Annotated in this window: 22 protein-coding genes; 2 read left to right on the top strand and 20 right to left on the bottom strand. The window is 41.3% G+C overall.

Annotation, left to right across the window (positions count from 1 at the left end; all coding sequences use genetic code 11):
* Nucleotides 1-24: 24 nt before the first annotated feature.
* From trmFO to EEL30_23625, 9 genes are all read right to left on the bottom strand, one after another.
* Nucleotides 25-1,338, bottom strand: coding sequence for an FADH(2)-oxidizing methylenetetrahydrofolate--tRNA-(uracil(54)-C(5))-methyltransferase TrmFO (trmFO, locus tag EEL30_23585; GenBank protein QDX95009.1), 1,314 nt, complete (start codon nucleotides 1,336-1,338; stop codon nucleotides 25-27).
* Between the two features lie 59 nt (nucleotides 1,339-1,397).
* Nucleotides 1,398-3,476: a type I DNA topoisomerase gene (gene topA, locus EEL30_23590; GenBank protein QDX95010.1), complete on the bottom strand. Its 2,079-nt coding sequence runs from the start codon at nucleotides 3,474-3,476 to the stop codon at nucleotides 1,398-1,400.
* 68 nt (nucleotides 3,477-3,544) lie between these two features.
* Nucleotides 3,545-4,642 carry a DNA-protecting protein DprA gene (gene dprA / locus EEL30_23595; GenBank protein ID QDX95011.1) on the bottom strand — a complete coding sequence of 366 codons (1,098 nt, stop codon included), beginning with the start codon at nucleotides 4,640-4,642 and terminating at the stop codon, nucleotides 3,545-3,547.
* A 146-nt stretch (nucleotides 4,643-4,788) separates the two neighbouring features.
* Nucleotides 4,789-5,691 (bottom strand): succinate--CoA ligase subunit alpha, encoded by a 903-nt coding sequence (sucD, locus tag EEL30_23600; GenBank protein ID QDX95012.1) that lies wholly within the window; start codon nucleotides 5,689-5,691, stop codon nucleotides 4,789-4,791.
* Nucleotides 5,692-5,745: 54 nt separating this feature from the next.
* Complete coding sequence (locus EEL30_23605; GenBank protein QDX95013.1) at nucleotides 5,746-6,906, bottom strand: ADP-forming succinate--CoA ligase subunit beta; 1,161 nt, start codon at nucleotides 6,904-6,906, stop codon at nucleotides 5,746-5,748.
* A 198-nt stretch (nucleotides 6,907-7,104) separates the two neighbouring features.
* The gene (locus EEL30_23610; protein QDX95014.1) at nucleotides 7,105-8,172 is read right to left on the bottom strand and encodes a hypothetical protein; all 1,068 of its coding nucleotides are present in this window, start codon (nucleotides 8,170-8,172) and stop codon (nucleotides 7,105-7,107) included.
* 38 nt (nucleotides 8,173-8,210) lie between these two features.
* The gene (locus EEL30_23615; protein QDX95868.1) at nucleotides 8,211-9,101 is read right to left on the bottom strand and encodes an ATP-binding protein; all 891 of its coding nucleotides are present in this window, start codon (nucleotides 9,099-9,101) and stop codon (nucleotides 8,211-8,213) included.
* A gap of 833 nt (nucleotides 9,102-9,934) precedes the next feature.
* Complete coding sequence (locus EEL30_23620) at nucleotides 9,935-11,122, bottom strand: cell surface protein (GenBank protein ID QDX95015.1); 1,188 nt, start codon at nucleotides 11,120-11,122, stop codon at nucleotides 9,935-9,937.
* A 412-nt stretch (nucleotides 11,123-11,534) separates the two neighbouring features.
* Nucleotides 11,535-13,469: an ABC transporter ATP-binding protein gene (locus tag EEL30_23625; protein QDX95016.1), complete on the bottom strand. Its 1,935-nt coding sequence runs from the start codon at nucleotides 13,467-13,469 to the stop codon at nucleotides 11,535-11,537.
* A 367-nt stretch (nucleotides 13,470-13,836) separates the two neighbouring features.
* On the opposite strand from EEL30_23625, the gene EEL30_23630 reads away from it, so the two are divergent.
* The gene (locus tag EEL30_23630; GenBank protein QDX95017.1) at nucleotides 13,837-15,411 is read left to right on the top strand and encodes an ATP-binding protein; all 1,575 of its coding nucleotides are present in this window, start codon (nucleotides 13,837-13,839) and stop codon (nucleotides 15,409-15,411) included.
* A 344-nt stretch (nucleotides 15,412-15,755) separates the two neighbouring features.
* Nucleotides 15,756-16,007, top strand: coding sequence for an AbrB/MazE/SpoVT family DNA-binding domain-containing protein (locus EEL30_23635; protein ID QDX95018.1), 252 nt, complete (start codon nucleotides 15,756-15,758; stop codon nucleotides 16,005-16,007).
* 295 nt (nucleotides 16,008-16,302) lie between these two features.
* On the opposite strand, the gene EEL30_23640 is transcribed toward EEL30_23635, so the two are convergent.
* The 11 genes from EEL30_23640 to EEL30_23690 form a co-directional block, all read right to left on the bottom strand.
* Nucleotides 16,303-16,683, bottom strand: coding sequence for a YraN family protein (locus EEL30_23640; GenBank protein ID QDX95019.1), 381 nt, complete (start codon nucleotides 16,681-16,683; stop codon nucleotides 16,303-16,305).
* Entirely contained in the window at nucleotides 16,680-17,018 is a 339-nt protein-coding gene (locus EEL30_23645) for an EscU/YscU/HrcU family type III secretion system export apparatus switch protein (protein QDX95020.1), read from the bottom strand. The genes EEL30_23640 and EEL30_23645 overlap by 4 nt, the downstream gene beginning before the upstream one ends.
* Before the next feature lie 20 nt (nucleotides 17,019-17,038).
* Nucleotides 17,039-19,084, bottom strand: coding sequence for a hypothetical protein (locus EEL30_23650; GenBank protein QDX95021.1), 2,046 nt, complete (start codon nucleotides 19,082-19,084; stop codon nucleotides 17,039-17,041).
* 50 nt (nucleotides 19,085-19,134) lie between these two features.
* Entirely contained in the window at nucleotides 19,135-19,917 is a 783-nt protein-coding gene (locus tag EEL30_23655) for a ribonuclease HII (protein ID QDX95022.1), read from the bottom strand.
* Nucleotides 19,918-20,083: 166 nt separating this feature from the next.
* Nucleotides 20,084-20,980, bottom strand: a complete 897-nt coding sequence (gene ylqF, locus EEL30_23660; protein QDX95023.1) for a ribosome biogenesis GTPase YlqF — start codon at nucleotides 20,978-20,980, stop codon at nucleotides 20,084-20,086.
* Between the two features lie 40 nt (nucleotides 20,981-21,020).
* Nucleotides 21,021-21,581 (bottom strand): signal peptidase I, encoded by a 561-nt coding sequence (gene lepB / locus EEL30_23665; protein ID QDX95024.1) that lies wholly within the window; start codon nucleotides 21,579-21,581, stop codon nucleotides 21,021-21,023.
* A 171-nt stretch (nucleotides 21,582-21,752) separates the two neighbouring features.
* Nucleotides 21,753-22,100, bottom strand: coding sequence for a 50S ribosomal protein L19 (locus EEL30_23670; protein QDX95025.1), 348 nt, complete (start codon nucleotides 22,098-22,100; stop codon nucleotides 21,753-21,755).
* Between the two features lie 232 nt (nucleotides 22,101-22,332).
* On the bottom strand, nucleotides 22,333-23,085 hold the full coding sequence (gene trmD, locus EEL30_23675; GenBank protein ID QDX95026.1) for a tRNA (guanosine(37)-N1)-methyltransferase TrmD: 753 nt from the start codon (nucleotides 23,083-23,085) through the stop codon (nucleotides 22,333-22,335).
* A gap of 14 nt (nucleotides 23,086-23,099) precedes the next feature.
* A complete protein-coding gene (gene rimM / locus EEL30_23680) occupies nucleotides 23,100-23,621 on the bottom strand; it encodes a ribosome maturation factor RimM (GenBank protein QDX95027.1) in 522 nt (173 codons plus the stop codon).
* Complete coding sequence (locus tag EEL30_23685) at nucleotides 23,618-24,037, bottom strand: hypothetical protein (protein ID QDX95028.1); 420 nt, start codon at nucleotides 24,035-24,037, stop codon at nucleotides 23,618-23,620. Before EEL30_23685 ends, rimM begins: the two co-directional genes overlap by 4 nt.
* Nucleotides 24,038-24,183: 146 nt before the next feature.
* Nucleotides 24,184-24,411, bottom strand: coding sequence for a KH domain-containing protein (locus tag EEL30_23690; GenBank protein ID QDX95029.1), 228 nt, complete (start codon nucleotides 24,409-24,411; stop codon nucleotides 24,184-24,186).

The following is a 24,411-nucleotide window of genomic DNA, read 5'->3' on the forward strand; positions in this document are numbered from 1 at the left end:
ATAGCGCTAAACACTGAAACAACTTTAATTATGTCTTTTATGTGTAAAATTCTGAATACTACCAAGCGCCCGTTCAGCGATCTTTTCGTTTTTTTCCTTTTTGTTCCTAATTTTAATTCCTAAACTTGGTAAAAGACCAAAATTAGCATTCATTGGTTGGAAATGTTTGGCGTTGGTTGTTGTGATATAATGTGCCATGCTACCCATTACAGTCTCCTCCGGAAGAATCATTTGTTCTTCTCCCTTAGCAAGACGCGCCGCATTTATCCCCGCTAGTAGTCCAGATGCTGCTGATTCCACATAACCCTCGACACCAGTCATCTGTCCTGCAAAAAACAAACTATCACGCTCTTTATACTGATAGGTTGGACGCAACAACTTCGGAGAGTTGATAAACGTATTGCGATGCATGACTCCATAGCGAATAATTTCACAATTTTCCAGACCTGGAATCAATTGAAAAACTCGTTTTTGCTCTGGCCATTTCAAATGAGTCTGAAAACCTACGATGTTATACAGAGTTGCAGCACTATTGTCCTGTCTAAGCTGAATAACGGCATGTGGTTGTTCTCCAGTACGCGGGTCGGTTAGGCCTACTGGTTTCAACGGTCCAAACAGCATAGTCTGGCTTCCACGAGATGCCATGACTTCAATTGGCATGCATCCTTCGAAAAAGACTTCTTTTTCAAATTCCTTGAGAGGAACGGTTTCCGCAGAAATCAATGCATCGTAAAAACGATTAAATTCCTCTTCATTCATCGGACAATTTAAGTATGCCGCTTCTCCTTTATCATAACGTGAAGCAACAAATACCTTTTCCATATCAATAGAATCTTTCTCGATGATAGGTGCCGCAGCATCGTAGAAATACAGGTACTCTTCTCCCGTAAGCTCTTTTAGTTGTTCAGAAAGAGCTGGGGAAGTAAGCGGACCAGATGCAATGATTACAATCCCCTCTGGAATTTCTGTGATTTCTTCGTTAACCACCTCAATTAATGGATGATTACGTACTGCTTCCGTAACATACTCTGCAAATTCATGACGGTCAACAGCCAAAGCTCCACCAGCAGGAACTTGGCATTGATCCGCTGCTTTCATGATCACAGAATCAAATTGACGCATTTCCTCTTTTAATACCCCAACAGCATTGGTCAATGAATTAGCTCTTAGTGAATTACTGCAAACCAGTTCAGCAAATTTATCTGTGTGGTGCGCAGGGGTTTGCTTAACTGGCCTCATTTCATACAACTTAACAGAAACACCGGCTTGAGCAATTTGCCAAGCGGCTTCACTCCCAGCAAGACCTGCACCGACCACCGTTACAAAAGGTTGTGTCATGGTGAAAAATCCTCTCTATACCTACTATTTAATTGAATAGGGGAATAGAACTAAAAGTTCTATGAATCCCCTTCTTCTTCGTAATCACATTTTGTACATACAATATTTACGCCTTGTTTTTTTCGTTTCTTTTCAACAAGCATCTCATTGCACTTCGGACATGGTCTGGCAATCGGTTTATCCCAGGACAAGAACTCACATTCTGGATAATTGGTACATCCATAGAAAATACGGTTCTTTTTACTTTTACGTTCTACCACTTCACCGTTTTCACAACTTGAACATTTCACACCAATATGTTTTACAATCGGCTTGGTATTTCGGCAATCTGGAAATCCGGAACAAGCTAGGAACTTTCCGAAGCGGCCTAATTTGTAAACTAGATGCTTTCCGCATAGTTCACAAACTTCATCTGAAACCTCATCTTTCAGTTCGACTTCCTTCATTTCTTCTTCAGCCACTTTAACTCGCTCAGCAAAGCCTTGATAGAAAGAATCCAGTATTTTTACCCAGTCTGCAATCCCATCCTCAACTTTGTCGAGCCCGCCCTCCATTCCAGATGTAAATTCTACATCTAAAATCTCTGGGAAAAACTCTTCAATCATAGTTATAACAATCTGTCCAAGTTCAGTAGGTATAAATCGCTTCTCTTCTAAAGCAACATATCCACGCTTTTGAATCGTTTCTAGGGTAGGAGCATACGTGGATGGACGACCTATTCCGTTTTCCTCCAGCGTTTTAACCAATCTTGCTTCCGTATAACGCGGTGGCGGTTGCGTAAAATGCTGTTTCGGCTCAATTGCTTGTTCAGATAGAATCTGCCCCTCTTCAATGGGAGGTAACAGCTTATCATCCTCATTGGAGCCATCATCATTGCCTTCAATGTACACCTTCATAAAGCCTGCGAATTGTACTTTAGATCCGCTGGCACGGAACATCACACCATTGTTATCTATATCTACGCTCATTGTATCAAGCACGGCGGAAGCCATTTGGCTTGCTAAAAAGCGCTCCCAAATTAAGCGATACAATCGCATTTGATCTCGACTTAAGTGTTCCTTCATTTCATCAGGCGTACGCATGACAGACGTAGGTCGCACTGCTTCATGAGCATCCTGAGCGTTTTCTTTTTTAGGTGCTTGACGAGCTTCCTTTACAGCAAACTCTTGTCCATATTGATTAGTAATAAATTCTTTCGCCTCGTCTTGAGCTGTCTGCGATACTCGTGTAGAGTCTGTACGCATATACGTAATCAAACCGACAGTACCTTCTTTGCCTAAATCAATACCCTCATATAATTGTTGAGCGATCATCATCGTCTTAGCGGTACGGAAATTAAGCTTGCGAGCCGCTTCCTGTTGCAAGGAACTAGTGATAAAGGCAGGAGCTGGGTGACGCTTGCGTTCCTTCTTTTGCACTTTTACGACTCTGTATTCATCTTTCTTGATTTTTCTCAAAACCTCTTGCACATTCTCTTCTGAAGAGAGTTCTACTTTCTCGTTAGCATATCCATAAAAACGCGCTTCAAATGGCTTGCTTTTAGATTCCAACGTAGAAGTAATCGTCCAATACTCCTCAGGATTAAACTGCTGAATCTCTTTTTCTCGGTCATTAATCATTTTCACAGTTACAGATTGAACACGACCCGCACTCAAGCCCTTACGCACTTTTTTCCATAAGATGGGGCTAATATTATAACCCACAAGACGGTCCAAAATTCTGCGAGCTTGTTGAGCGTGTACCAAATCCATATTAATGTGTCTCGGATGCTTAAAGGCATCTTTAATAGCTTCTTTCGTGATTTCATTAAAGACTACACGCAGAGGCTTTGATATATCAAGACCAAGATATGTGGCTAAATGCCAAGCAATCGCTTCCCCTTCGCGATCCGGGTCAGCTGCGAGATATACTTTAGTGGCTTTCTTAGCTGCATCTTTCAAGCCTTTTAAAATGTCACCTTTACCACGAATGGTTATGTATTTGGGTTCAAAATGGTTACCTACATCAACCCCCATTTGACTTTTTGGAAGGTCGCGCACATGGCCCATTGACGCTTTCACGACATATTTGCTGCCCAGATATTTACCTATCGTCTTTGCTTTCGCCGGGGACTCGACGATAACGAGAGTATCAGCCATTCTATTTTTCCCCCTTACTAAATGAATCTCCCCTATTATTCAATACGGGATATCCATTTGTCAAACTTCTAATATTTTCCTTCTGCACTTTCTCTTCTTCTATAAAATTGTCCAGCTTCTTCTTCAAGCAAGCCTTTCCCTACCAATAAAAGTAAAATAGCATGAAAATCTTTACGCCAATCTCTAGGTATTCTGAGCATCATTTCATCTATATGAAGACTATTCTCTTGCATACATGCTAAGAGAGCTTTCTCACCTGCTGACAGTTGTATTATCTCTGTATTTATACATTTCTTTTTCAAACTAGCTTGTAGGTGATGGGGTAGTTCTTCGATGATGTCTTCTAACGAGCTTACTAGTTTTGCTCCCTCTTTCATTAAGTAATGCGTGCCTGCACTTCCTTTAGAAAAAATGGAACCAGGCACCGTAAATACCTCTCTATTTTGTTCTAAGGCACAACGAGCAGTAATGAGCGATCCGCTTTTCGCCGCTGCCTCCACAACAAGTGTTCCCCAACAGAGTCCACTAATAATCCGATTACGTTCAGGAAAAAAACCAGTCCTTGGAGCCATTCCCTCTGAATATTCAGATAGAAGTAGTCCATGCTGTGCTATTTGGGTATATAATAACCTATTTTGGGCAGGATAAATCCGATCTAGCCCATTTCCCAGCACACCAATAGTTTCCACCTGAAGATGGAGGGCTGTCTGATGAGCAATGGTATCAATGCCTTTAGCAACTCCCGATACGATGACCATACCCGATTTAGCTAGACTACCTACCAACATTTTGCAAACATCACGACCATATGTAGAAGGATTTCGTGTTCCCACAACACCGATTGATATTTTCCGTAACAATTCCAAATTACCCCGATAATATAAAAGAATGGGAGGATCAGGTATCTCACGTAAATAATCTGGGTACTCTTGATCCCAATAGGTGATGAATTGGATTCCCTTTCGTTGCCTCTCTAATTGATCCTCGTATACCTGTCTCGCAGTAATTGTAGTAAAGCTGCCCACGCCTCTCTTCCCTAGCCATTGTAGGTTATAAGGAGGCTCAAAGCTTCCCTTTTCTTCATAGATAGCCCATAATGTTTTTCTTCCAACACCACTACATCTACTCAAAGTATAAATCCAATCACGTTCCTCTAGTTCCTTCATCTACCTTCCCTCTTTCTTTTTCTTCATTATAAAAAGAGAAAGAGGGATGGCACAAAAAATAAAAACAAAAAGCCAAGCAAACTCGAACTTATCTCCATTGTAACGTTCTTGGAGTAGTTTGTAGCTTGTTGACTTTTTGCAAGTAATTATCTACTCATTATTTTGTCTAGCATTCCTTTTTCTGTCAGGAATTCTACTAATGTTTCTCCAATAACAGCAGGCGTTTTAGCAACACGTACGCCACATTCTTCTAGTTTAGCAATTTTCTCAGCGGCTGTTCCCTTACCACCTGAGATAATCGCACCCGCATGACCCATACGTTTACCTGGAGGAGCTGTTTGACCACCAATGAATCCTACTACCGGCTTTTTCATATTAGCCGCAATCCATTCAGCCGCTTCCTCTTCTGCTGTACCGCCGATTTCCCCAATCATAATAACTGCTTCTGTATCAGGGTCTTCATTAAATAATTTCAATACATCGATAAAGTTGGTTCCGTTAACTGGATCGCCACCAATACCAACCGCTGTGGATTGACCCATACCGCGTGTTGTTGTTTGGTGTACTGCTTCATAGGTCAACGTACCAGAGCGGGACACGATACCCACTTTACCTGGTGTATGAATGTAACCTGGCATAATTCCAATTTTACATTCACCTGGAGTAATTACCCCTGGGCAGTTTGGACCAATTAAACGAGTCTTTTTGCCTTCCATGTAACGTTTCACTTTAACCATATCAAGAACAGGAATACCTTCCGTGATGCAAATAACCAAATCAAGATTGGCATCTACGGCTTCCATGATGGCATCTGCTGCACCTGCTGGCGGTACATAAATCACAGAGACGGTTGCACCCGTTTTTTCTACAGCTTCTATAACAGTATCAAAAATAGGAATCCCATCTACTTCTTGTCCGCCTTTTCCTGCGCGTACGCCGCCTACCATCTGTGTACCGTATTCAACTGCACCGCGGGTATGGAACAAAGCTGTAGAGCCTGTAATCCCTTGTGTAATCACTTTGGTATTTTTATTAATTAAAATACTCATCGCGTATGTTTCCCACCTTTTTATCGTCTTCTTGCTTCTGTAACGGACAACATCCTACTTTACGAGAGCAACGATTTTCTCGGCCCCATCAGCCATGGAATCAGCTGCAACGATATCTAATCCTGAATCTTTCAGAATTTGTTTACCAAGGTCAACGTTTGTACCTTCCAGACGAACAACTAGAGGCTTGTCCAAACTTACTTGTTTCGCTGCTGCTACTACACCGCTCGCGATAATGTCGCATTTCATAATACCACCAAAGATATTGATGAAAATACCTTTTACCTTAGGATCTGACAGAATGATTTTGAAAGCTTCTGTTACTTTCTCTTCTGTCGCACCGCCCCCAACATCTAGGAAGTTCGCCGGGTCTCCCCCATAGAATTTGATAATATCCATAGTTGCCATCGCTAGACCTGCACCATTTACCATGCAACCGATGTTACCGTCTAGGGCAATGTAGGATAGATCATATTTAGAAGCTTGAATCTCTTTTTCGTCTTCTTCTTCTAAGTCACGTAATTCCAATACATCAGAATGACGATAGAGGGCATTGCTATCAAAGTTTAATTTAGCATCCAAAGCCATCACCTCGCCGTCGCCAGTGACAACAAGCGGATTGATCTCAGCAATGGAACAATCTTTATCAACGAATGCTTGATATAAGCTCATCATGAAACCAGCAGCTTTATTTACTAACTCAGCAGGAATATTGATCGCAAAAGCCAAGCGGCGAGCCTGGAATGGTAGTAAACCTGTAACAGGATCAACCACTTCTTTAAAGATCTTCTCAGGTGATTTAGCTGCTACCTCTTCGATCTCAGTACCACCCTCTTCTGATGCCATCAGGACAACACGGTTGGTGGCACGATCAACTACAACCCCTACATAATATTCTTTCTTAATGTCACAGCCTTGTTCAATTAGTAAGCGCTTTACTTCTTTGCCTTCTGGACCTGTTTGGTGAGTAACAAGCACTTTACCAAGAATTTCGTTCGCGTATGTACGGACTTCATCTAGGTTCTTAGCGACTTTAACCCCACCAGCTTTTCCGCGACCACCAGCATGGATTTGGGCTTTTACCACTACGACCTGGGTGCCAAGCTCTTCTGCTGCTTTCACAGCTTCATCTACGGAAAAAGCTACTCGACCTTCCGGTACCTTTACTCCGTATTGTTTTAGTATCTGTTTTCCTTGATACTCATGAATGTTCATTCTGCAACCTCCTATGGCAGTTTGAATCAATAATGGTGAGCAAAAGTATGATTTCTTGCTAGACCAAGCAAAAACCAGCCCCAAAAAGCTCTGGTCGGACAAAAAGTGTCAATGTTATGACATAATTATTTTACGATAAGATTTGGAAAAAGTCACTTACTTAATAGTACGTCATCATTTATAGACTGAGTAAATTATTTAGTCTTTGATTGTAAATAGAATAGATTCAATATTAGTTTGTAGATTAGGCCAATAGTATTGCTTACCTTGATAGAGAACATAATTTCCTTCTACCTTCATTTGATACTGTAATTGATCTACATAAAAGGTCAGGTTCAATGGAAATGTCGACTTCCCTTGATGTTGAATCGTAGCGTTAGAATGTTGTGTACGTGTAAGCACACGAATCACTTGATGTATTTTCCCTTGTTGTATGAGGTTTTGTTTCATGAGGTGTGCTTCGTTTTTACTGGTTTGTTGTCCGTCACTTACAGCATTTAATCGTGTTGCTTCATATAACTCTTCCCATCCTGTGGTTTTTGGCCTTTCTGGTAACAAATTAGTTACCAGTTTATACAAGGCGGAACTTGTTTGATAATAAATGACTTCTCGCCCAATCACGCAGCGTAATAAAGTTGGTTGAAGCTGTTCCAAATGAAGCCCACTCTGTCCCTGTGTATAGCTCACTTGATAAGAAGGATAGAGGGGGTACGCATGAACAGATTGATCTAACATTTTACTTTCTGATATCAAACGTCTAGCCTCTTGTGCCGTTGTACCCCGCACTGTTACAGTATTTGCCTGTGACAAGTCAACCGCTTTAAATTCTAACCCACCTAGGTCCTGAGCACTTATCACAGCTTGCCCAAGTTGCTTACGAGCTGTTTGATAGAAAACGCTTGCATTATCGCCTCGATAGGTATTATTTGCATAGGTGAAACCATGTTCACCTACCTCCATAACCAACGGAGCTTCCTTTTGTCTATAGGCGATTAGTCTGAATTTAATTTCCTGATCCACCAGTGCATCCTTTGACATTACCAATGATAAGCGACGATCTGTAAAATTCTTTTCAAAATCTTCCATAGGTAGTGGTATTTCTTGTCCATTCGTAGTGAGGACAGAAACACTTTCCAGTGCCTGAAACACCTGCGAAAGGTCTACTTTTTCTTCTGATCCATAACTGCTTGATTGCGTGGAACAACCAGCAACGACGAAACAAGTCCATATAACGGACATCAAGCAAACATGCCAGCTTTTTTTCACGCATGTCCCCTCCTGATCTTGCTTCTTTGGCTGTAAGCCTACAGTAGTCCCAGACGACGGCTAATATCGCTCCCCAATTTTCGTTTTACGTAAATTTCTCCAATTTGATGGGGATCTCTCACAATAAAAGAGCGATTGTTCGTTCGAATCGAGACATATTTTTCATTATTTTTATCAAGTCCGCACATCAATTCAGTCCCAACTTCCACAAATATACTAACTACAAACTTCCCCTCTACTTCCCGTAAGGATATCTTTGGAAATGGATGCAGAATCGGCGTGGTCTTATCTTGAATATACTGAGTGATGGCAAGTAAATACTTATCGGGATCACCGTAATGAGCAAGTTCATCATTCACGCCCACAATTTTTGAATCATCGCTAATACCTAAAAATAAATTACCATTATTACTATTAGAAAAGGCAACAATCGCTTTGACGATCGCTTGCTTTGAATTCAAGAAGTCCTGCTTAAATTCAATCATATCGTTCTCACCCAGCTTAGTAGCTATAACAGGGTCATCCAGTCTGCCGAGATGGCGAAAGCGACTTAATGCCCCTAATCGATACACATAATCTTCAAACAGATCAGCTGGTAATGAGATATCTTCAATGACAGCATCCATCTTCTGCCATAACTGATAGGTTTCTTTAGAAAAACATATATCAAAGAGTACTGTGCTCCCTAACGACTTCATGTTCATCCCAACTGCAACACTGTTACGGTAAGCTGTCTGATAAGTACCCACTCCCCTTACCTGCATGACCCCTTTTTCAATAAGGAAGTCAAAATACACACGAGGTAAAACAAGTAAGCGTTTCAGCAGCACTGGATGTTTAGAAGGAAGTCGATCATGGAAAAAATCAAATAAAATCTCGCTCTCAGAGACACGATGGATCTCTGCAAGAAAAGTACATAAGGATTTCATCATTCACCCTGTTACCTTTCCACTGGTTTTATGAATTAGCCGAGAACACTCGTGATTTTACTCATGAGATGAATCGGCTTCGGACAAAGCGTGTCTTCTGACACGTTACTTGTCCGACTACTTCTTTGAATAACTAACAAGAACAGGTATACTAATCTTGTACAGATTGCTCATTGAAAACGGAATGTATGGGGTTGCCATAAGGAATGCTTTGTGGCGTAAAACATTCAAGCACCTTCGTCCTCTCTGACCGAAAAGCGAAAACCAAGCAGTAGGTCAGAGAGAAGAGTCCAACGTACACTTTTTTTCAATAACCGTAGGGACTACGGGGATAGCCTGCTAATTCTCACTTCGTTGGATGTGATAGCGCAGGAATCTCGTAGCTTTAGCCATGAGAGGTTCAAGAAGATGTTTTATCCAAGCTTCCAAGCTTTGCCCCAATCTTTTTGGCTAATGATTACTTTTTCCTGTTATCAGACTCTTACTCCTACATGTCTTATTCCTTTTTAGTCTATGTGACATGTACTCATTTCAATTGATATATTTTTCTTATCATACTAAAGTAATATTACAAAACAAAGACAAAAACTTCTCTTTTTCAAATTTATCCATTTGTTCTTACTGATCTCCTTAACAAAAAAAGCGACCCATAATGGTTCGCTTTGCTAAACGAATGTAATTAAAAATAATATTTCAATATCTATAGCATAACTCACTGTTGCATTGTTACAGTTATTCAGAAGAGCATAATCGTTATCGAAGTTTTGACGAACAAAAAAAGAATCGCCTTTGTTGATAAGACGATTCTCAATTTCTAGCCTATTTTCGTAATTTTACTTACCAACTGCTGTCACACGTCCATTTTGAGATACAAGATAAATAGTACCGTCCGCGCCTATAGCAGGTGATGAGACTGTATTATCTTTCATGCTATATTCCCAGATACGATTTCCTTTTTGGTCAAGTGCGCGCAACATACCGTTTCCTGTTACCATGTAAATAACACCATTGGCACCAATGATCGGAGCTGAATCGATTTGATGTCCACCATTGAAGGTCCATTTTTGTTTTCCGTTTTTAGAATCTAAAGCAAAAAACATACCACTATCCGTTCCAACATAAAGCGTTCCGTTTGCATCAATCGCTGGTGACGAGGTTACTTTTTTTCCAACAGAAATGGACCATTTTACTTTTCCATTTGATCCAACGGCATAGATTGTTCCAGCTTCTGTACCTAGATACAGAGTACCATCATTCCCGATCACTGGGGATTGTTTCATCGGAGCATCCATTGTCAGCGTCCATTTCGTTTTTCCTGATGCCGCTTGGACAGCAAACAATTTACCGTCGGAGCTTCCTACATATACCATTTGATCTTTGGAGATGATTGGTGCTGTAGTTACTGGTGCTGTAGCACTAAATGTCCATTTTTCTGATCCATTTTCGTTAAATGCTTGTAATTTACCATCGCCAGTTCCTACATAGATCGTTCCATCTGAGCCAAGTGCTGGTGACGTTGTTACTTCACCGACTGTACGTTTCTCCCACTTTTTCACGCCACTTGGATAAACAGCAAACAATGTATGTTCAGATGACCCTGTATAAATCGTTCCGCCTTTACCAATTACAGTGCTAGACAAATTGCCCTTTAACTGAGTTTTCCAGTTAATACGACCATTTTGGTAAGCATACAATTCTCCCCCATTTGAGGCTACATATACTGTACCATTACCAGTAACTACAGGAGAGGCAGTAATAGATTTTCCTGATGTAATAGACCATTTTTCTACTGGATTAGGAACCACATTATAACGTGATTGGCGCGTCCAGTTATATGTAGAAGGTTGTGCTGATTGATAATCATAGGTTCCAGCTTGATAACCAGTTCCTTGAGTAAAAGCTGTATTTGTTTGAACTGGCTTTACTGCAACAGTCTTAGCCAAAATAACCTGTGGTACTACCACTGTCGATAAAATCATGGTTCCTGCTACTAACAGTTGTATTCCGCTCTTCTTTTTCATGTTTATCCCTCTCTTTTCCAAAGGTTTGTAATAGATCATAATGTTTGTCTCTAGGTACCGGCTACACGCAGAGAAAATGATGGGTTTCCTTCCATAATCGTGCGTGATTTCCTTTTGAATATACTGTAAATCGATAGGTGAGTCCACCGTTTATTGCCAGGTAATTTCACCCATTATTTGCTCAGAACTTTTGCCCGTATACCATCGAAGATATATTATGATGTGTTTCTTTATCTCATTCTATTTTGAATATTCCTAATTATGTAAGCGTGTTTGCAACATGTTTTTACACGCTTTGAGTCGGGATGAATCAGTTTATGATGCTTCTGCAAAAAAAAGAAGGAAGGTCTTCTCAACCTTCCCACCCACCGATCCACGGTTCCTTATATTTCGTTAGACCTTCATTATTTTGCTATCCTTTTTTATTGGTTTCCTCTAATTCTTCTACCATAATAGATAGCTCCGTCCAACGCTCCATTGCTTGTTCCAATTGACTGGCTATCGCTTGCTCTTCTGCAAACAGTTCTTGCACTCGATCTAAATTACTGCCTGCATTTGCGACCTGATTTTTCACTTCTGAGAGCTTTGCTTCCAAACTCGCAATACGATTCTCTATTTCATCCCAATCTCGTTGGTCTTTATAGGATAATTTTTTGGTTCGATTGGCCCCTCGAGTAGCCTGAGCAGTTGATTGATCTGATTTTTGCTCATCAGCTCTTCCTTTTTCTGTTTTTTCGGCTAAGGCTTTTTCTTGTTTACTCTCTTCCAAGTACTCGGAGTAATTTCCCATGTAGTGACGAATTTCCCCTTGCCCTTCAAAAGCAAACAGATGCTCAACCGTCCGATCTAGGAAATAACGATCATGAGAGACAGTAATAACAGCTCCTGGGAAGTGATCTAGATAGTCTTCTAGAATACTAAGCGTTTGTATATCTAGATCATTCGTCGGCTCATCGAGGAACAGAACATTTGGTTCTCCCATCAGCGTGCGTAGCAAATAAAGACGACGACGCTCCCCACCAGATAGTTTAGAAATATACGTCCATTGCTGATTGGGAGTAAATAAAAATCGTTCCAACATCTGCGAAGCGGACAGGGTGAATCCATCAGCTGTTTTGATTTGTTCTGCCACTTCTTTAATGTATTCAATAGCTCGTAAATTTCCGTCCATTTCTACATTTTCTTGCGTGTAGAAAGCAAGCTTAACCGTTTCACCTGTTTCAATCGTTCCGCTATCAGGTTGTAAACGCCCTGCAAGCATGTTCAACAGAGTTGATTTTCCGCTACCATTAGGTCCAATGATCCCAATCCGATCACCCGGTACCACAATATAGCTAAAATCTGTAAGTAATGTACGTTCACCAAACGCTTTAGAGACATTTTCGGCTTCAATTACCTTCTTACCAAGACGACTTGCACCCAAAGCGATATCAAGCTTTGCCTGTGGTCCATCCGTCTTCTTGTCGCGTAATTCTTCCGCTCGTTGCACCCGTGCTTTTTGTTTAGTGGTTCTCGCTTTAGCGCCTCTTCTCAACCACGCTAGCTCTCTGCGCAAGAGATTTTGTCGTTTGCTTTCTTGAGCCGTTTCATTCTCTTCTCGTTCTGCCTTCTTTTCTAAAAATGCAGCATAGTTGCCTTCATAGCTATACAGCTTGCCATTATCCAATTCAAAAATTCGATTCGTTACTCGATCAAGGAAATAACGATCATGCGTTACTAATAGCAATGCACCTCTAAATGAAGCGAGGTACTCTTCCAGCCACTCGACTGTCTCATTGTCAATATGGTTGGTTGGCTCATCTAGAATTAACAAATCCGCAGGTTGAATTAACGCACGCGCCATCGCTACACGTTTGCGTTGTCCACCAGAAAGTTCCCCCACTTTTTGTGCAAATTGAGTAATACCCAATTTGGTGAGCACCGTTTTGGCTTTGGTATTTGCATCCCACGCATTAGTTGCATCCATTTGTTGCTGAGCACGCAATAACCGTTGGAGTTTGTGATCATTCTCCTGATCTTGTTGCAATTCCTCCAGAGAAACCTCATATTCACGCAAAGCACGCATTAGTGGAGTATCCCCGTAAAATACTTGCTCTAAGACAGTTGAATCTCCATCAAATTCTGGGTTCTGAGGCAAATATTCTACTCGAAAATGATTGGAATGAAGGATTTCTCCCTGATCAGCTTCTTCTATACCAGCTAATATTTTTAGCAAGGTAGACTTACCTGTACCATTTACACCAATCAAACCAATTCGCTGATTCTCTGCAATATGAAAGGAGAGGGGTTCAAACAAGACCTTTTCTCCAAAACTTTTTCTAATATGATCCGCTGTTAGTATATTCAATCTGATCATCCTTACTTCTATAAGATGTCCGTTCGTAATACTCTACAAAATCGGTTTTTAGCGAAACGCAGAGTAAAATATTGATATTGTACATGGACTTACCTTTCATTGTACAAAATGATAGGCCTAATGGGAACAGCTAGCAGGTTTTGTAAGACAAAATCATTTTGCAGATACCCTTTAACTTTTTATACAGTCAGAATTAGATGGCTTTATAGAATGGGATAGCTTGGTTTGAACTGAGCTTACATCTAATTTGAGTAGAAGTAGGTTAGAACTTGATTTAAACTTCATTTTCAATTGTTTTGAAAGTGGTTTGAAGCTGGTTCAGATCTTCACGTACTGACTTATAAAGGGGATATCTAATATGTACGCCAAAATTTATTCAGCGACCATTCATGGAATAGATGGCATGCTAGTAACTGTAGAAGTGGATATTTCTAATGGATTGCCACATTTTGAAGTGGTGGGTTTAGGTGGTAGCGCTATTAAAGAAGCCCGAGATCGCGTCCGAGCCGCCTTAAAAAATGCCGGATTCGACTTCCCTATGCAGCGCATTACCGTTAATTTAGCCCCTGCTGATGTGCGCAAAGAAGGGTCAGCCTTTGACTTAGCCATTGCCTTTGGAATTTTACTTGCATCCAAACAAATTGAAATGACATCGGCCACTCCACTCATTCTCGGTGAACTAGCGCTGGATGGTAGCTTACGCCCTATTCCAGGTGTCTTACCCATGCTACTCGAAGCTCATCAAAGAGGATTTAGCAAAGCAATATTACCCACTGCCAATCGAGTAGAAGCAGAGCTAGTTCCCTTAGAAATCATGTCTGTACCACATTTAAGAACAGCTGTGGAGGCTAGTAAAGGCAACGAATGGGTTCAACCAATAGATTCTACTCTGGTTAATTCTGACTATTTTCATTCTAACTCAATTAAACCACTTGCAAGCGAAAATAGTCCCTTTGATGTGATTCCTTCATACGATTTTGCTGATGTTATGGGGCAGAAGTTCGTGAAAAGAGGGCTGGAAGTTGCAGCAGCTGGTTTTCATAATGTAATGCTAGTTGGTCCGCCTGGCTCTGGAAAAACCTTATTAGCCAACTGCTTCCCATCCATCATGCCTAAAATGACGCAGGAGGAATCCTTTGAAGTAACCAAAATTTACAGCATTGCGGGCTTTACAACTCGTCAAGGACTCATTGCAGCTCGTCCCCTGCGTGCACCACATCATACGATTACCCAAGCCGCTCTTGCAGGTGGAGGAGCCCAAGTCCCTCGTCCAGGTGAGTGCAGTCTGGCCCACGGTGGAATTCTTTTTCTTGATGAAATGCCTGAATTTTCTCGAGGAGTTCTTGAAGTGTTGCGACAACCTCTGGAAAATGGTCAAATTACCATCGGTAGGGCCAAACAAGCGTATATGTATCCAGCTCGTTTCTTATTAATTGGGTCTATGAATCCTTGTCCATGTGGGTATTATGGTTCCAAAGATCAAACTATCTGTCGGTGCTCTCCCTTACAAGTATTAAAATATCGTTCCAAAATCTCTGGTCCTTTGTTAGATCGCATTGATATTCATTTGGAGGTTCCTCGCGTTTCCGTGGAACATCTAACCAAACGAGAGGAGGAGGAAAACTCAGCTTCAATCCTCACACGTGTGGAAGTAGCTCGCCAAATTCAACATGATCGTTATCATCAAAACAAACGTTTTTCTTTTAACAGCTCTATGACTGGACAAGAATTGCGAACATATTGCTCTCTTGATCAAGGCGGACAAGAATTAATGAGCATTGCTTTCGACAAATTAGGGTTGAGTGCTCGTGGATATGATCGAATTGTAAAAGTCGCTCGTACCATTGCTGATCTGGATGCTTCTAAGCATATCAAAGCTACACATGTAGCAGAAGCTATCCAATATCGTTCACTTGATAAGGCGATTTTTTAGTGGTACAAAAATATGTTCATAAAAACAGGTTTGACATACACCATTTTTGGGTAAATAATCGTTGAGTATGTTTTTTTACCTGTTGCTCCGGTGTATCTTTAGAAAAAGTGAAAAATAGTCCATAATACGAGGCTAAGAGGATTTCGTATCATTTCTAAAAAACAGAAAACGTATCTAGACTATAGCCCCATGTAAGCGGAATCACCATCATAAATGTTAGTAATATAGTCACTTTTTTAAAAAAAGTAAAGATTGACTTATTTATTAAATATTGGTACTATAATAATCAGATAAACTTGTCGAATTTTGACTAAATACATCTGACAGAGAGGGGATTCACACCTATGAAATCAACAGGTATTGTAAGAAAAGTGGATGAACTAGGACGTATCGTTCTTCCTATTGAATTGAGACGCACGCTAAACATTGAAATTAAAGATCCTATGGAGATCTATGTAGATGGAGAACGCGTAATCTTGAAAAAATACTTGCCATCTTGTATTTTCTGTGGAAACGCAGACCAAATTACTCACTTCAAAGGTAAAATCATTTGCCATGATTGCTTGAATGATATGCCTGTTAGCACGAAAGAATAATTATTGTTACATAAGTCCTATTTATTTTTCCTTTATGTACCATTTAAAAAAACGTTCTCTTCCTCGGAAGAAAACGTTTTTTTATTTCATCATGTAATAACCAGGTCACACAAAAAAAGACTGCCCCAAGTCATTTCTGACTTATAGACAGCCAATCCAGATGTATTACCTAATGTGGAGGAGTTACAACTCGTCGAGTACATTGTATACTACGCTCAAAGAGGTATTATGGATGTAGACGAATACCTATGAACTCGCCTATTTCTTACAAGTTAGGTCCTTACTATACAAATAGCTAAATATGCTTATAATGCTCTAGACCTACTTCCGTTTGTGAAAGATCGGGGCAAATCCATACTGCAATGGCATCTATCCGAAATGCATCATAGGACTGATTATGGCTTTGAAGGTAGGCTAGTGCTAGCTGTCGTAATTTCTGCTGCTTGCGTGGAGTTATCGATTCAACAGGGCTCCCATACTTCGGGATAACCTCTCTTGAACCTGTGCGACTCCGAACCTCAATAAACACAACTGTCTGCCCTTCCATGGCCACAATATCAATCTCTCCTTGAGATAGCCGAACATTACGACCAATAATACGATACCCCAAGCTTTTCAGGTAGTTGCTTGCCCTTTCTTCTCCGATTTGACCAATCATTTTTCGTCGGGCTGTCATTGGTTCCATTCTTTCTTATCTAACCGATAAACAAATGCAAGAATTTCTGCTACTACCTGGTATAATTTAGGGGGAATTTGCTGTTGTAAATCTAATTTAGACAAAACCTCTAATAACGAAGGGTCCTCTTGAACAGGAATGTTATGTTCTTTTGCCTTCTGTAGGATGTTCTCAGCAATATAACCGCCCCCTTTAGCTACTAAACGCGGGGCCTCATCCTGATCTTCCTTATATCGCAACGCTACCACTTTTTTTAATCGTGGTACCGAGTTTTCTTGAAAGGCGTTGTTAAAAGTAGATGGTTGAGAAGATTTATGCCCACCAGACTCCTCCATAACGTCCCCCCTTTCTTTTGCTACACACGCAAATCAACACCTGTATAGTTACTCTTCATTTGCTCTGTATCTCTTGTAAGTCCACCATTGCCTGATTTGGCATCTGGTAGTGGTTGGACACGTAAAATAGATAGCTGGTAGCCTACTTCTTGTAGTTGCTGAGTAAACGTTTGTCTTTCTGACTGAATCAATTTTTCCAACCAAGACTGGTCATTATAAACCTGAATAGTAGTAATTCGATTTACAATTGTTACATCAACCATTGTCATTCCCAAGACATGCAAATCTAATTGGAAAAATAGTCTACAATTCCCTGGGTCTAATTGCCCGCCCTTTTGTTTACGTGCTTCCACTTGTACAAAAGCCGTATCTTCTCCTTGCTCAGTCTTGATTGGAATTTGCATCATCACATGCGTCAGGGGTTGCGTTTGCTGTGAAGTAGACATCATTAATTGTTGTCCAGTGATGTGTTGAAGCAGTTGCTCTGATGCTTCCTTGAGTGCTAAAGATACACCTTGTGGAGCCTGAGTGATTTGTAACAACAAGCTTTTTATATTTTGTAGCTGCTGTTGATCAATCGTTTCGTTACCTGCTCGCCCAGACTGAAAAAGATTTCTTTCATTTGTGATACCCAGCAATTCCAGCTTTTGTTGCAAAACTCCCGGACTCTTTTCCAAATGGGGTTGATCCACTGCCGATCCATCTTTTGCTTGCGAGGATATTGCCTGATTGTTCATTAAAGATTGTTGTTTAAGTGAAGACGGATCTTCTGAGACAAGCATGCCAGAAGAACGGCTCGTAGTCTGCAAATTCTGCCCCAGAATTGGAACACCTGTTTGTTGTTGACTATTTTGGTTGGATTGCCCTACGTTATCAATTGTTTGGTTACCATTACCTGTGATGCTGACTGGTTGTATAGGAGTGCGTGTAGTTCCAGATGGAGGAAATAAAGTTGACTGACTTGCACCTTCAGTTTGTTGCAAAGTAGCTTGTCCTCTCCCCCCACCTAGACTCCCCTCAAATCGAGTCGGTTGGTCTCCTCCAACTCCACTAGGAACCCCAGTATTTCCCCCCTGTTTCACATTCGATCCTGAAAAAAAGGTAGCTACCTTATCTGCTAAAGATGATGGCATGAGCCCCTGTTGATTGGTTGGTTGATTCGAGAGGTTAGTTTGTTGCCCTGTTTGATGCCCTATTTGAACAGGTGAAGCTCCATTTTGTAACCCTACTCCCATTTGTTGACCGTCTACGGTTTGGTTTAATGATGTTTGCGAAAGATTCGCTATTACCTGTTTTGGCAACATTGCTGGGCTTCCGTCTAACAAAGGTGTTTTTTCATTCAGTTGTAACGGTAACGACTGTAGTAAGGTAGCAAGAGTTCGCAAAGGTTGTTGCAATTGTGGCGACGCAGAAGCTGAAGAGCCACCTTGTGATGTTGTCTGATTCTGCTCAGCAGTGCCCTTCCCTTCGCTATGTAATGAGAGCGTTGCCAACGTATCGTTAACCTGTTGTAAAAAAGCGCGAATGGAGTCAGAAATGTTATTTCCAAACAAAAAACTGCGCAATGCCAGAACCACATCTTGTGTGAGAGGAAGCTGTTTGGTGAGCGCTGTCTGCACGGATTGCATGACATCTGTCCCTGACCCTTGTGTTTTTATAATTTGACCGAGTTCCAATAAGGTTTGCTTGTTAACAGGCAAATTTTTATCAAGTAAAAATTGCAAAGCTTCTTTTAGCTCTGGTTGATTAGGTAAGCCAAAAGAGCGTAATAAGCCTTCCTGTGAAGCCTCTTTAGAGGTTTGACCTGCCTCAGTATGGACCACTTTTAGCGTAAGTGGCTCTGTATTCCCTTGAACCTGTAACCAAGCTTTTTGACCTGCTTCCAGATTCGTCTCCATTTTGGCAACCATTTGTATTCCGCCAATTTGGACGATAGCCGCTTGTTCCGGGAGTACTTTTACGATGGTCCCTTTTACCACCTGGTTAGGACTTAGTTCTACTTGTTTGCTTCCGCTTGCACGGGCTTGTTGCCACATGTTAGATAGCAGTTGACCAGCTTGTATCATCGCTTCTCCTCCTTTCATATCAAAACGAATAAAAAGGTCCTTTGAACACTCTATCCAGTAATAAGCTCCTTTACGCCTCCAAATGTCTTGCGGTGCAATGGTGAAGGACCGTACGTACGTAATGCTTGTAGGTGCTCTGCTGTGCCATAACCAGCATTTTGTTCAAAGCCATAAGCCGGATACTCCTCAGCATACGCTTTCATAAGCCGGTCACGCGTCACTTTTGCCACGATTGACGCGGCCGCAATGGAGACACTCTTGCCGTCACCACCAATAATCGAGACTTGTGGCGTTGCTAAACGCGGTAAATGTACAGCATCGATTAAACATAACTCTGGGGTTATTCCTGTCTCTCTAATCGCTACATACATTGCTTCGCGTGTTGCTTCCAAGATATTTATTTCATCAATGCGCTCAGCAGAAATAATCCCAATGCCTACAGCAGTTGCTTCTTGCATAATTACTTCATAGTAAGCTTCTCGCATAGAGGCACTTACTTTTTTGGAATCATTTAATCCTGGTAGATAAAATGTAGCTGGTAAACATACTGCTGAAGCAACAACCGGACCTGCTAGTGGTCCTCGTCCTACTTCATCGATACCTACTATGTATTCATTCCCTTGTGCCCAGTACAGCTTCTCTGTTTCAGTCATGATTTCCCATAGGGCTTGTTGCTTTTTCAGATGGTTTTCCTGAGCGATAAATCTGCGCCAAATTGCTTGTACACCTTTTCGCTGGTCTTTAGAGAGCTCCAAACGTTGCTCTGCAGACAATTGGTCTGTTCCTTCTACCCAGTCTCTTATCTTCTGTATCGACATTTCTGCTATGTTCATTAATTTTCTCTCCCGACTCCCATTGCTTTCTATCTTTATTTTATCGTAAGACTAGCCTTGCGACAAAAATTTTTCTCACTTTTAGGATTATCCATACCATTTTACATGTTCAGGTCTAACAATCAAAAACCCCTGCCAATACGGCAAGGGTCAATAAACACATTTTTTATTCATCATACATAGAACGCGGTTCACCAATTGCCACTTCCATTTCCCAATCAATCGGACGTTCTAACGTAATTTGACCAATCTTTCCTGAACGTAATTCACGTAACAATAGCTCGGAAGCTTTGTCATAATCAATATGTCCACCTGAAGCCATACAGCCACGTTTTTTACCAATCATCTCTAGTAATTCTACGCCATCCTCAGGTAAATCAGTCAGCTTATAACGCTCTTTTAGACGCTCTGGGTAGTAATGCATCATATAGCGAACAGCGTACAAAGCAACTTCAGAGAAATCAATTAGTTCGTCCTTAATTGCACCACTAGCTGCTAAGCGAAGCCCTACCATCTGATCCTCAAACTTAGGCCAAAGGATACCTGGTGTATCCAGAAGTTCAAGTGTATCACCCATTTTTACCCATTGTTGTGATTTTGTTACAGCTGGACGATCGCCTGTTTGAGCAACAGAACGTTTAGCCAGACGGTTAATCAACGAGGATTTACCTACATTGGGAATACCCAAGATCATAATACGTACAGCTCTTGCTAGCATGCCTCGATCAGCACGTTTTTGTAACATGTCTGCGGCCAATTCTTGACATAGCTCAGGCAGTCTGTTAACTCCTCTACCTGATAAAGCGTCAATCGGTAACGTACGGATGCCTTGTTCTTTAAAATATCTCGTCCACATCTCTGTTACAGCTGGATCAGCCAAATCTGCCTTGTTTAGCAGAATCAAACGTGGCTTTTCTGCCACGATCTCATCGATCATCGGGTTGCGACTAGACAAAGGTAGCCTTGCATCCAGAAGCTCAATAACCACATCAATTTGCTTTAATTTCTCCGTTACTTGCCGGCGCGCTTTGGCCATGTGTCCCGGAAACCATTGGATTGTCATCGTACATTCACCTACTTTTTATACACTGCTGTTTAGTTGATTAGCGTGTCATGCGTATATCTTTGATCGGCCAGAAGACGAACTCTGCACGTCCTACCACTTTACTTACTTCTACTGGACCAAATTCTCGACTATCTGAACTATTTTGGCGGTTGTCGCCCATCACAAATATATGTCCAGGTGGAATCGTTATTTTTTCGTAAGGAGTGGTTAGTGGCAAATCCTTCTCTTTTTCTGCAATGTCACGTTTCTCTTTTAAATATGGCTCTTCCACTACTTTATCATTAACATACAAAACATCATCTCTTACTTCAACGGTGTCTCCAGCCACAGCAATGACACGTTTAATATAATCACGTTTTTCAGACGCATGGAATACGATAATTTCCTCACGCTGTGGCTCTCTCAAATGGTAGAGAGCTTTGTTAACCACGAGTTTTTCCTCGTTGTGTAAAGTAAAATCCATGGAATGACCCTCGACGATAAACGGGGCAAATAAAAAGGTACGGATAAAGAATGCTAAAGCTATTGCAATGACAATCGCTTTAATCCATTCCCAAGCTTCATTTTTCTTCTTGGTAGTCGAGGCAGTTTCGCTCATAATCTTTCCTCCTGCTCTAGAGTCTCATTTATCTATTATATATGACAGAAGATATCTTTACACTTTATAAGTGCATCTATCTGAAATGATCTGTACTTTCTAGAGGACTGGAGCATTCTAAACTAATAGAACTGAAAAAAGGGGGACTGGCAAGCAGCCCCCCTCTTATTCTTATCGACGAATTTCTTTAATACGAGCAGCTTTACCTACGCGATCGCGAAGATAGTACAACTTCGCACGACGTACGCGACCATGGCGTACTACTTCAAGCTTGTCGATCTTAGGTGTGTGTAGTGGGAATGTACGCTCAACACCCACGTTGTAAGAAATCTTACGAACAGTGAAAGTTTCGCTTACACCAGTACCACGGCGGCGGATAACAACGCCTTCGAACACCTGAATACGCTCACGAGTACCCTCGATTACCTTAACGTGTACACGTACAGTGTCACCAGGACGGAACGCAGGAAGATCCTGTTTCAGTTGTTCTTTTTCTAATTCACGAATAATTTGATTCATCATGATTCACTCCTTCCACACAGACGTTCTTACTCGCCTCTATTGCTAAACCTTATGTTAGGTTAACGATCGAGTAGCGGACCGTCGAAGTCAGCGGCAAAATTGCCACAAGTGATATTTTATCATACATGAGGGCTATTTACAAGCATCAGAGGAAAATAATCAAGGATAAATCTCTTAGCTCTACAATATAACATGATTGTAATCTTCCTCATTTCCATGCTTATGAGCATCAAGAGTCACTCTCACTCGCTTCTTGTTGAATCTCCACCAGTAACTTTTGAATCTCTTTGGATTTCTCAATCTGCTCCAATAACTCTGGCCGGCGTTGCCAGGTACGCTTTAGTGATTCTTTCAGGCGCCATCTTTCAATGTTCGCATGGTGTCCCGATAATAAGATATCAGGCACCCTCCAGCCTCTAAATTCGGCAGGGCGTGTGTAATGAGGGTGCTCTAAAAGCCCCGTAGAAAAGGAGTCTGTTACAGCAGACATTTCATTGCCAAGCGCACCTGGTTGTAAACGCACAACACTATCAATAACGACCATCGAGCCTAATTCTCCGCCTGTCAGTACATAATCGCCTATAGAGATTTCATCCGTCACCAGATGCTCACGAATACGCTCATCGTAGCCTTCATAGTGACCACAAATGAACACTAGATGCTCTTTTTTTGCTAATTCCTCTGCCATTTTTTGATCATAACGTCTTCCCTGTGGGCACATTAAAATAACGCGCGGTTTCGCAGCGCCTTCGCGAACAGATAGAGCTTCCACAGCATCAAAAATCGGATCTGGCTTTAAGACCATGCCGCCACCGCCTCCGTAGGGAGTATCATCTACGTTGCCATGTTTGCTCTTCGAATAATCGCGAAAGTTAATCACTCCAAAATCGACGATTCCTCGCTCTGCTGCTTTTCCTAAAATGCTGGTAGAGAATACTCCTGTAAACATCTCTGGAAACAGTGTTAGTACATCAATACGCATGATCTAACTCTCCCCTACAGCAATCCATCCATGATGTGGCAAATTACTTTTTTGTTCTGAACATCTACTTCTTTAATGCAATCGTCGATGTATGGTAGCATGATTTCTTTGCCTCCGTTACCTTTTACCACCCAGACGTCATTAGCACCTGGTTGCAGAACCTCTGCAATCTTGCCCAATACTTCGCCTGTATCCGTAATCACTTCGCAACCAATGAGCTGATGGATATAAAATTCATCTTCCTCAAGCTCCAGTAGCTCGGTTTCAGGAACTTTTAATTCTCCACCCTTATACTTTTCCACGTCATTAATAGATGTGTATCCTTTAAACGTTAGGATAATAAAATCTTTATGTTCACGGTACGAAGCTATTTCAATGATCATAGGCGTTGACAAGCTTGGATGAAATAAATGTAACTTATTCCCCTTTTTAAAACGAACATCAGGAAAATCTGTTGTGGAAACGACACGCATTTCCCCACGTAATCCCTGTGTATTAACCAATTTTCCTACTGTATAAAATTTTGATTGTGTCACAAGCTTTTGCCTCCTTGACGTATTTCAATTACGATCCCGTCACGAATGATAATTTCAGCATCCGCCATTTTTTCATTCCAACGGTCCCCGACTTCCATTTCAATCTGACTCTTAAGTGTTTGCTGATGAAGTTCACTTTCTAAGGGGAGTCTTTCTACTTGTTCCAATTGGAGGGAAATAAGTTCTAATTTTTCTCGTAACGTTCCTTCTTCCTGATCCAATCGCTCTTGAGCTAGACGCACCCCTTCGCTTCCACGTTTTTCTGCCTCTGCTAATATTTTCTTGCGTTGGAATCGCCATTGTTCCAATTCCATATGCACATATTGCGCTTTTCTTTCATATTCTTCCCGTAATATGGTCTTTGTTTTCTCCGTCAAAACAACTTTTACATGGACCAATCTCTCAATGCTGATCATAGGACCCGCCTCCCGACAGCTGAAAGTTCTATTTGCTCCCGTTTTATATAGACACATTTAGTAGCATTGTGATTCATCATACCTTAACATGTGGAATAAACACGTATGTAGATACGAAAAAAGACTGGAGAAACCCCCAGTCTTTTTTATACGATTTCAACGGTAATCCGCTTATCAGTCTGCACTGCAGCAGCCGTTACAACCGTCCGCAGGGCTTTCGCAATGCGACCTTGTTTTCCAATAATCTTACCCATATCATCTGGATGAACGGAAAGCTCGAAAACCAAGATACGCTCTTTGTCCACTGCGTTCACTTTCACATGTTCCGGATGATCCACAAGAGCTTTCGCGATCGTTTCGATCAAAGCCTTCAT

Origin of the sequence: Brevibacillus laterosporus, from assembly GCA_007833815.1 — a bacterium.
GTDB classification, from domain to species: Bacteria; Bacillota; Bacilli; order Brevibacillales; family Brevibacillaceae; genus Brevibacillus_B; species Brevibacillus_B laterosporus_D.

Coding starts and splice junctions, on each gene's coding strand:
- trmFO (QDX95009.1), bottom strand. CDS start 1,338: ATGACACAACCTTTTGTAACGGTGGTCGGTGCAGGTCTTGCTGGGAGT.
- topA (QDX95010.1), bottom strand. CDS start 3,476: ATGGCTGATACTCTCGTTATCGTCGAGTCCCCGGCGAAAGCAAAGACG.
- dprA (QDX95011.1), bottom strand. CDS start 4,642: ATGAAGGAACTAGAGGAACGTGATTGGATTTATACTTTGAGTAGATGT.
- sucD (QDX95012.1), bottom strand. CDS start 5,691: ATGAGTATTTTAATTAATAAAAATACCAAAGTGATTACACAAGGGATT.
- EEL30_23605 (QDX95013.1), bottom strand. CDS start 6,906: ATGAACATTCATGAGTATCAAGGAAAACAGATACTAAAACAATACGGA.
- EEL30_23615 (QDX95868.1), bottom strand. CDS start 9,101: ATGAAATCCTTATGTACTTTTCTTGCAGAGATCCATCGTGTCTCTGAG.
- EEL30_23620 (QDX95015.1), bottom strand. CDS start 11,122: ATGAAAAAGAAGAGCGGAATACAACTGTTAGTAGCAGGAACCATGATT.
- EEL30_23630 (QDX95017.1), top strand. CDS start 13,837: ATGTACGCCAAAATTTATTCAGCGACCATTCATGGAATAGATGGCATG.
- EEL30_23635 (QDX95018.1), top strand. CDS start 15,756: ATGAAATCAACAGGTATTGTAAGAAAAGTGGATGAACTAGGACGTATC.
- EEL30_23640 (QDX95019.1), bottom strand. CDS start 16,683: ATGACAGCCCGACGAAAAATGATTGGTCAAATCGGAGAAGAAAGGGCA.
- EEL30_23645 (QDX95020.1), bottom strand. CDS start 17,018: ATGGAGGAGTCTGGTGGGCATAAATCTTCTCAACCATCTACTTTTAAC.
- EEL30_23650 (QDX95021.1), bottom strand. CDS start 19,084: ATGATACAAGCTGGTCAACTGCTATCTAACATGTGGCAACAAGCCCGT.
- EEL30_23655 (QDX95022.1), bottom strand. CDS start 19,917: ATGAACATAGCAGAAATGTCGATACAGAAGATAAGAGACTGGGTAGAA.
- ylqF (QDX95023.1), bottom strand. CDS start 20,980: ATGACAATCCAATGGTTTCCGGGACACATGGCCAAAGCGCGCCGGCAA.
- lepB (QDX95024.1), bottom strand. CDS start 21,581: ATGAGCGAAACTGCCTCGACTACCAAGAAGAAAAATGAAGCTTGGGAA.
- EEL30_23670 (QDX95025.1), bottom strand. CDS start 22,100: ATGAATCAAATTATTCGTGAATTAGAAAAAGAACAACTGAAACAGGAT.
- trmD (QDX95026.1), bottom strand. CDS start 23,085: ATGCGTATTGATGTACTAACACTGTTTCCAGAGATGTTTACAGGAGTA.
- EEL30_23685 (QDX95028.1), bottom strand. CDS start 24,037: ATGATCAGCATTGAGAGATTGGTCCATGTAAAAGTTGTTTTGACGGAG.
- EEL30_23690 (QDX95029.1), bottom strand. CDS start 24,411: ATGAAGGCTTTGATCGAAACGATCGCGAAAGCTCTTGTGGATCATCCG.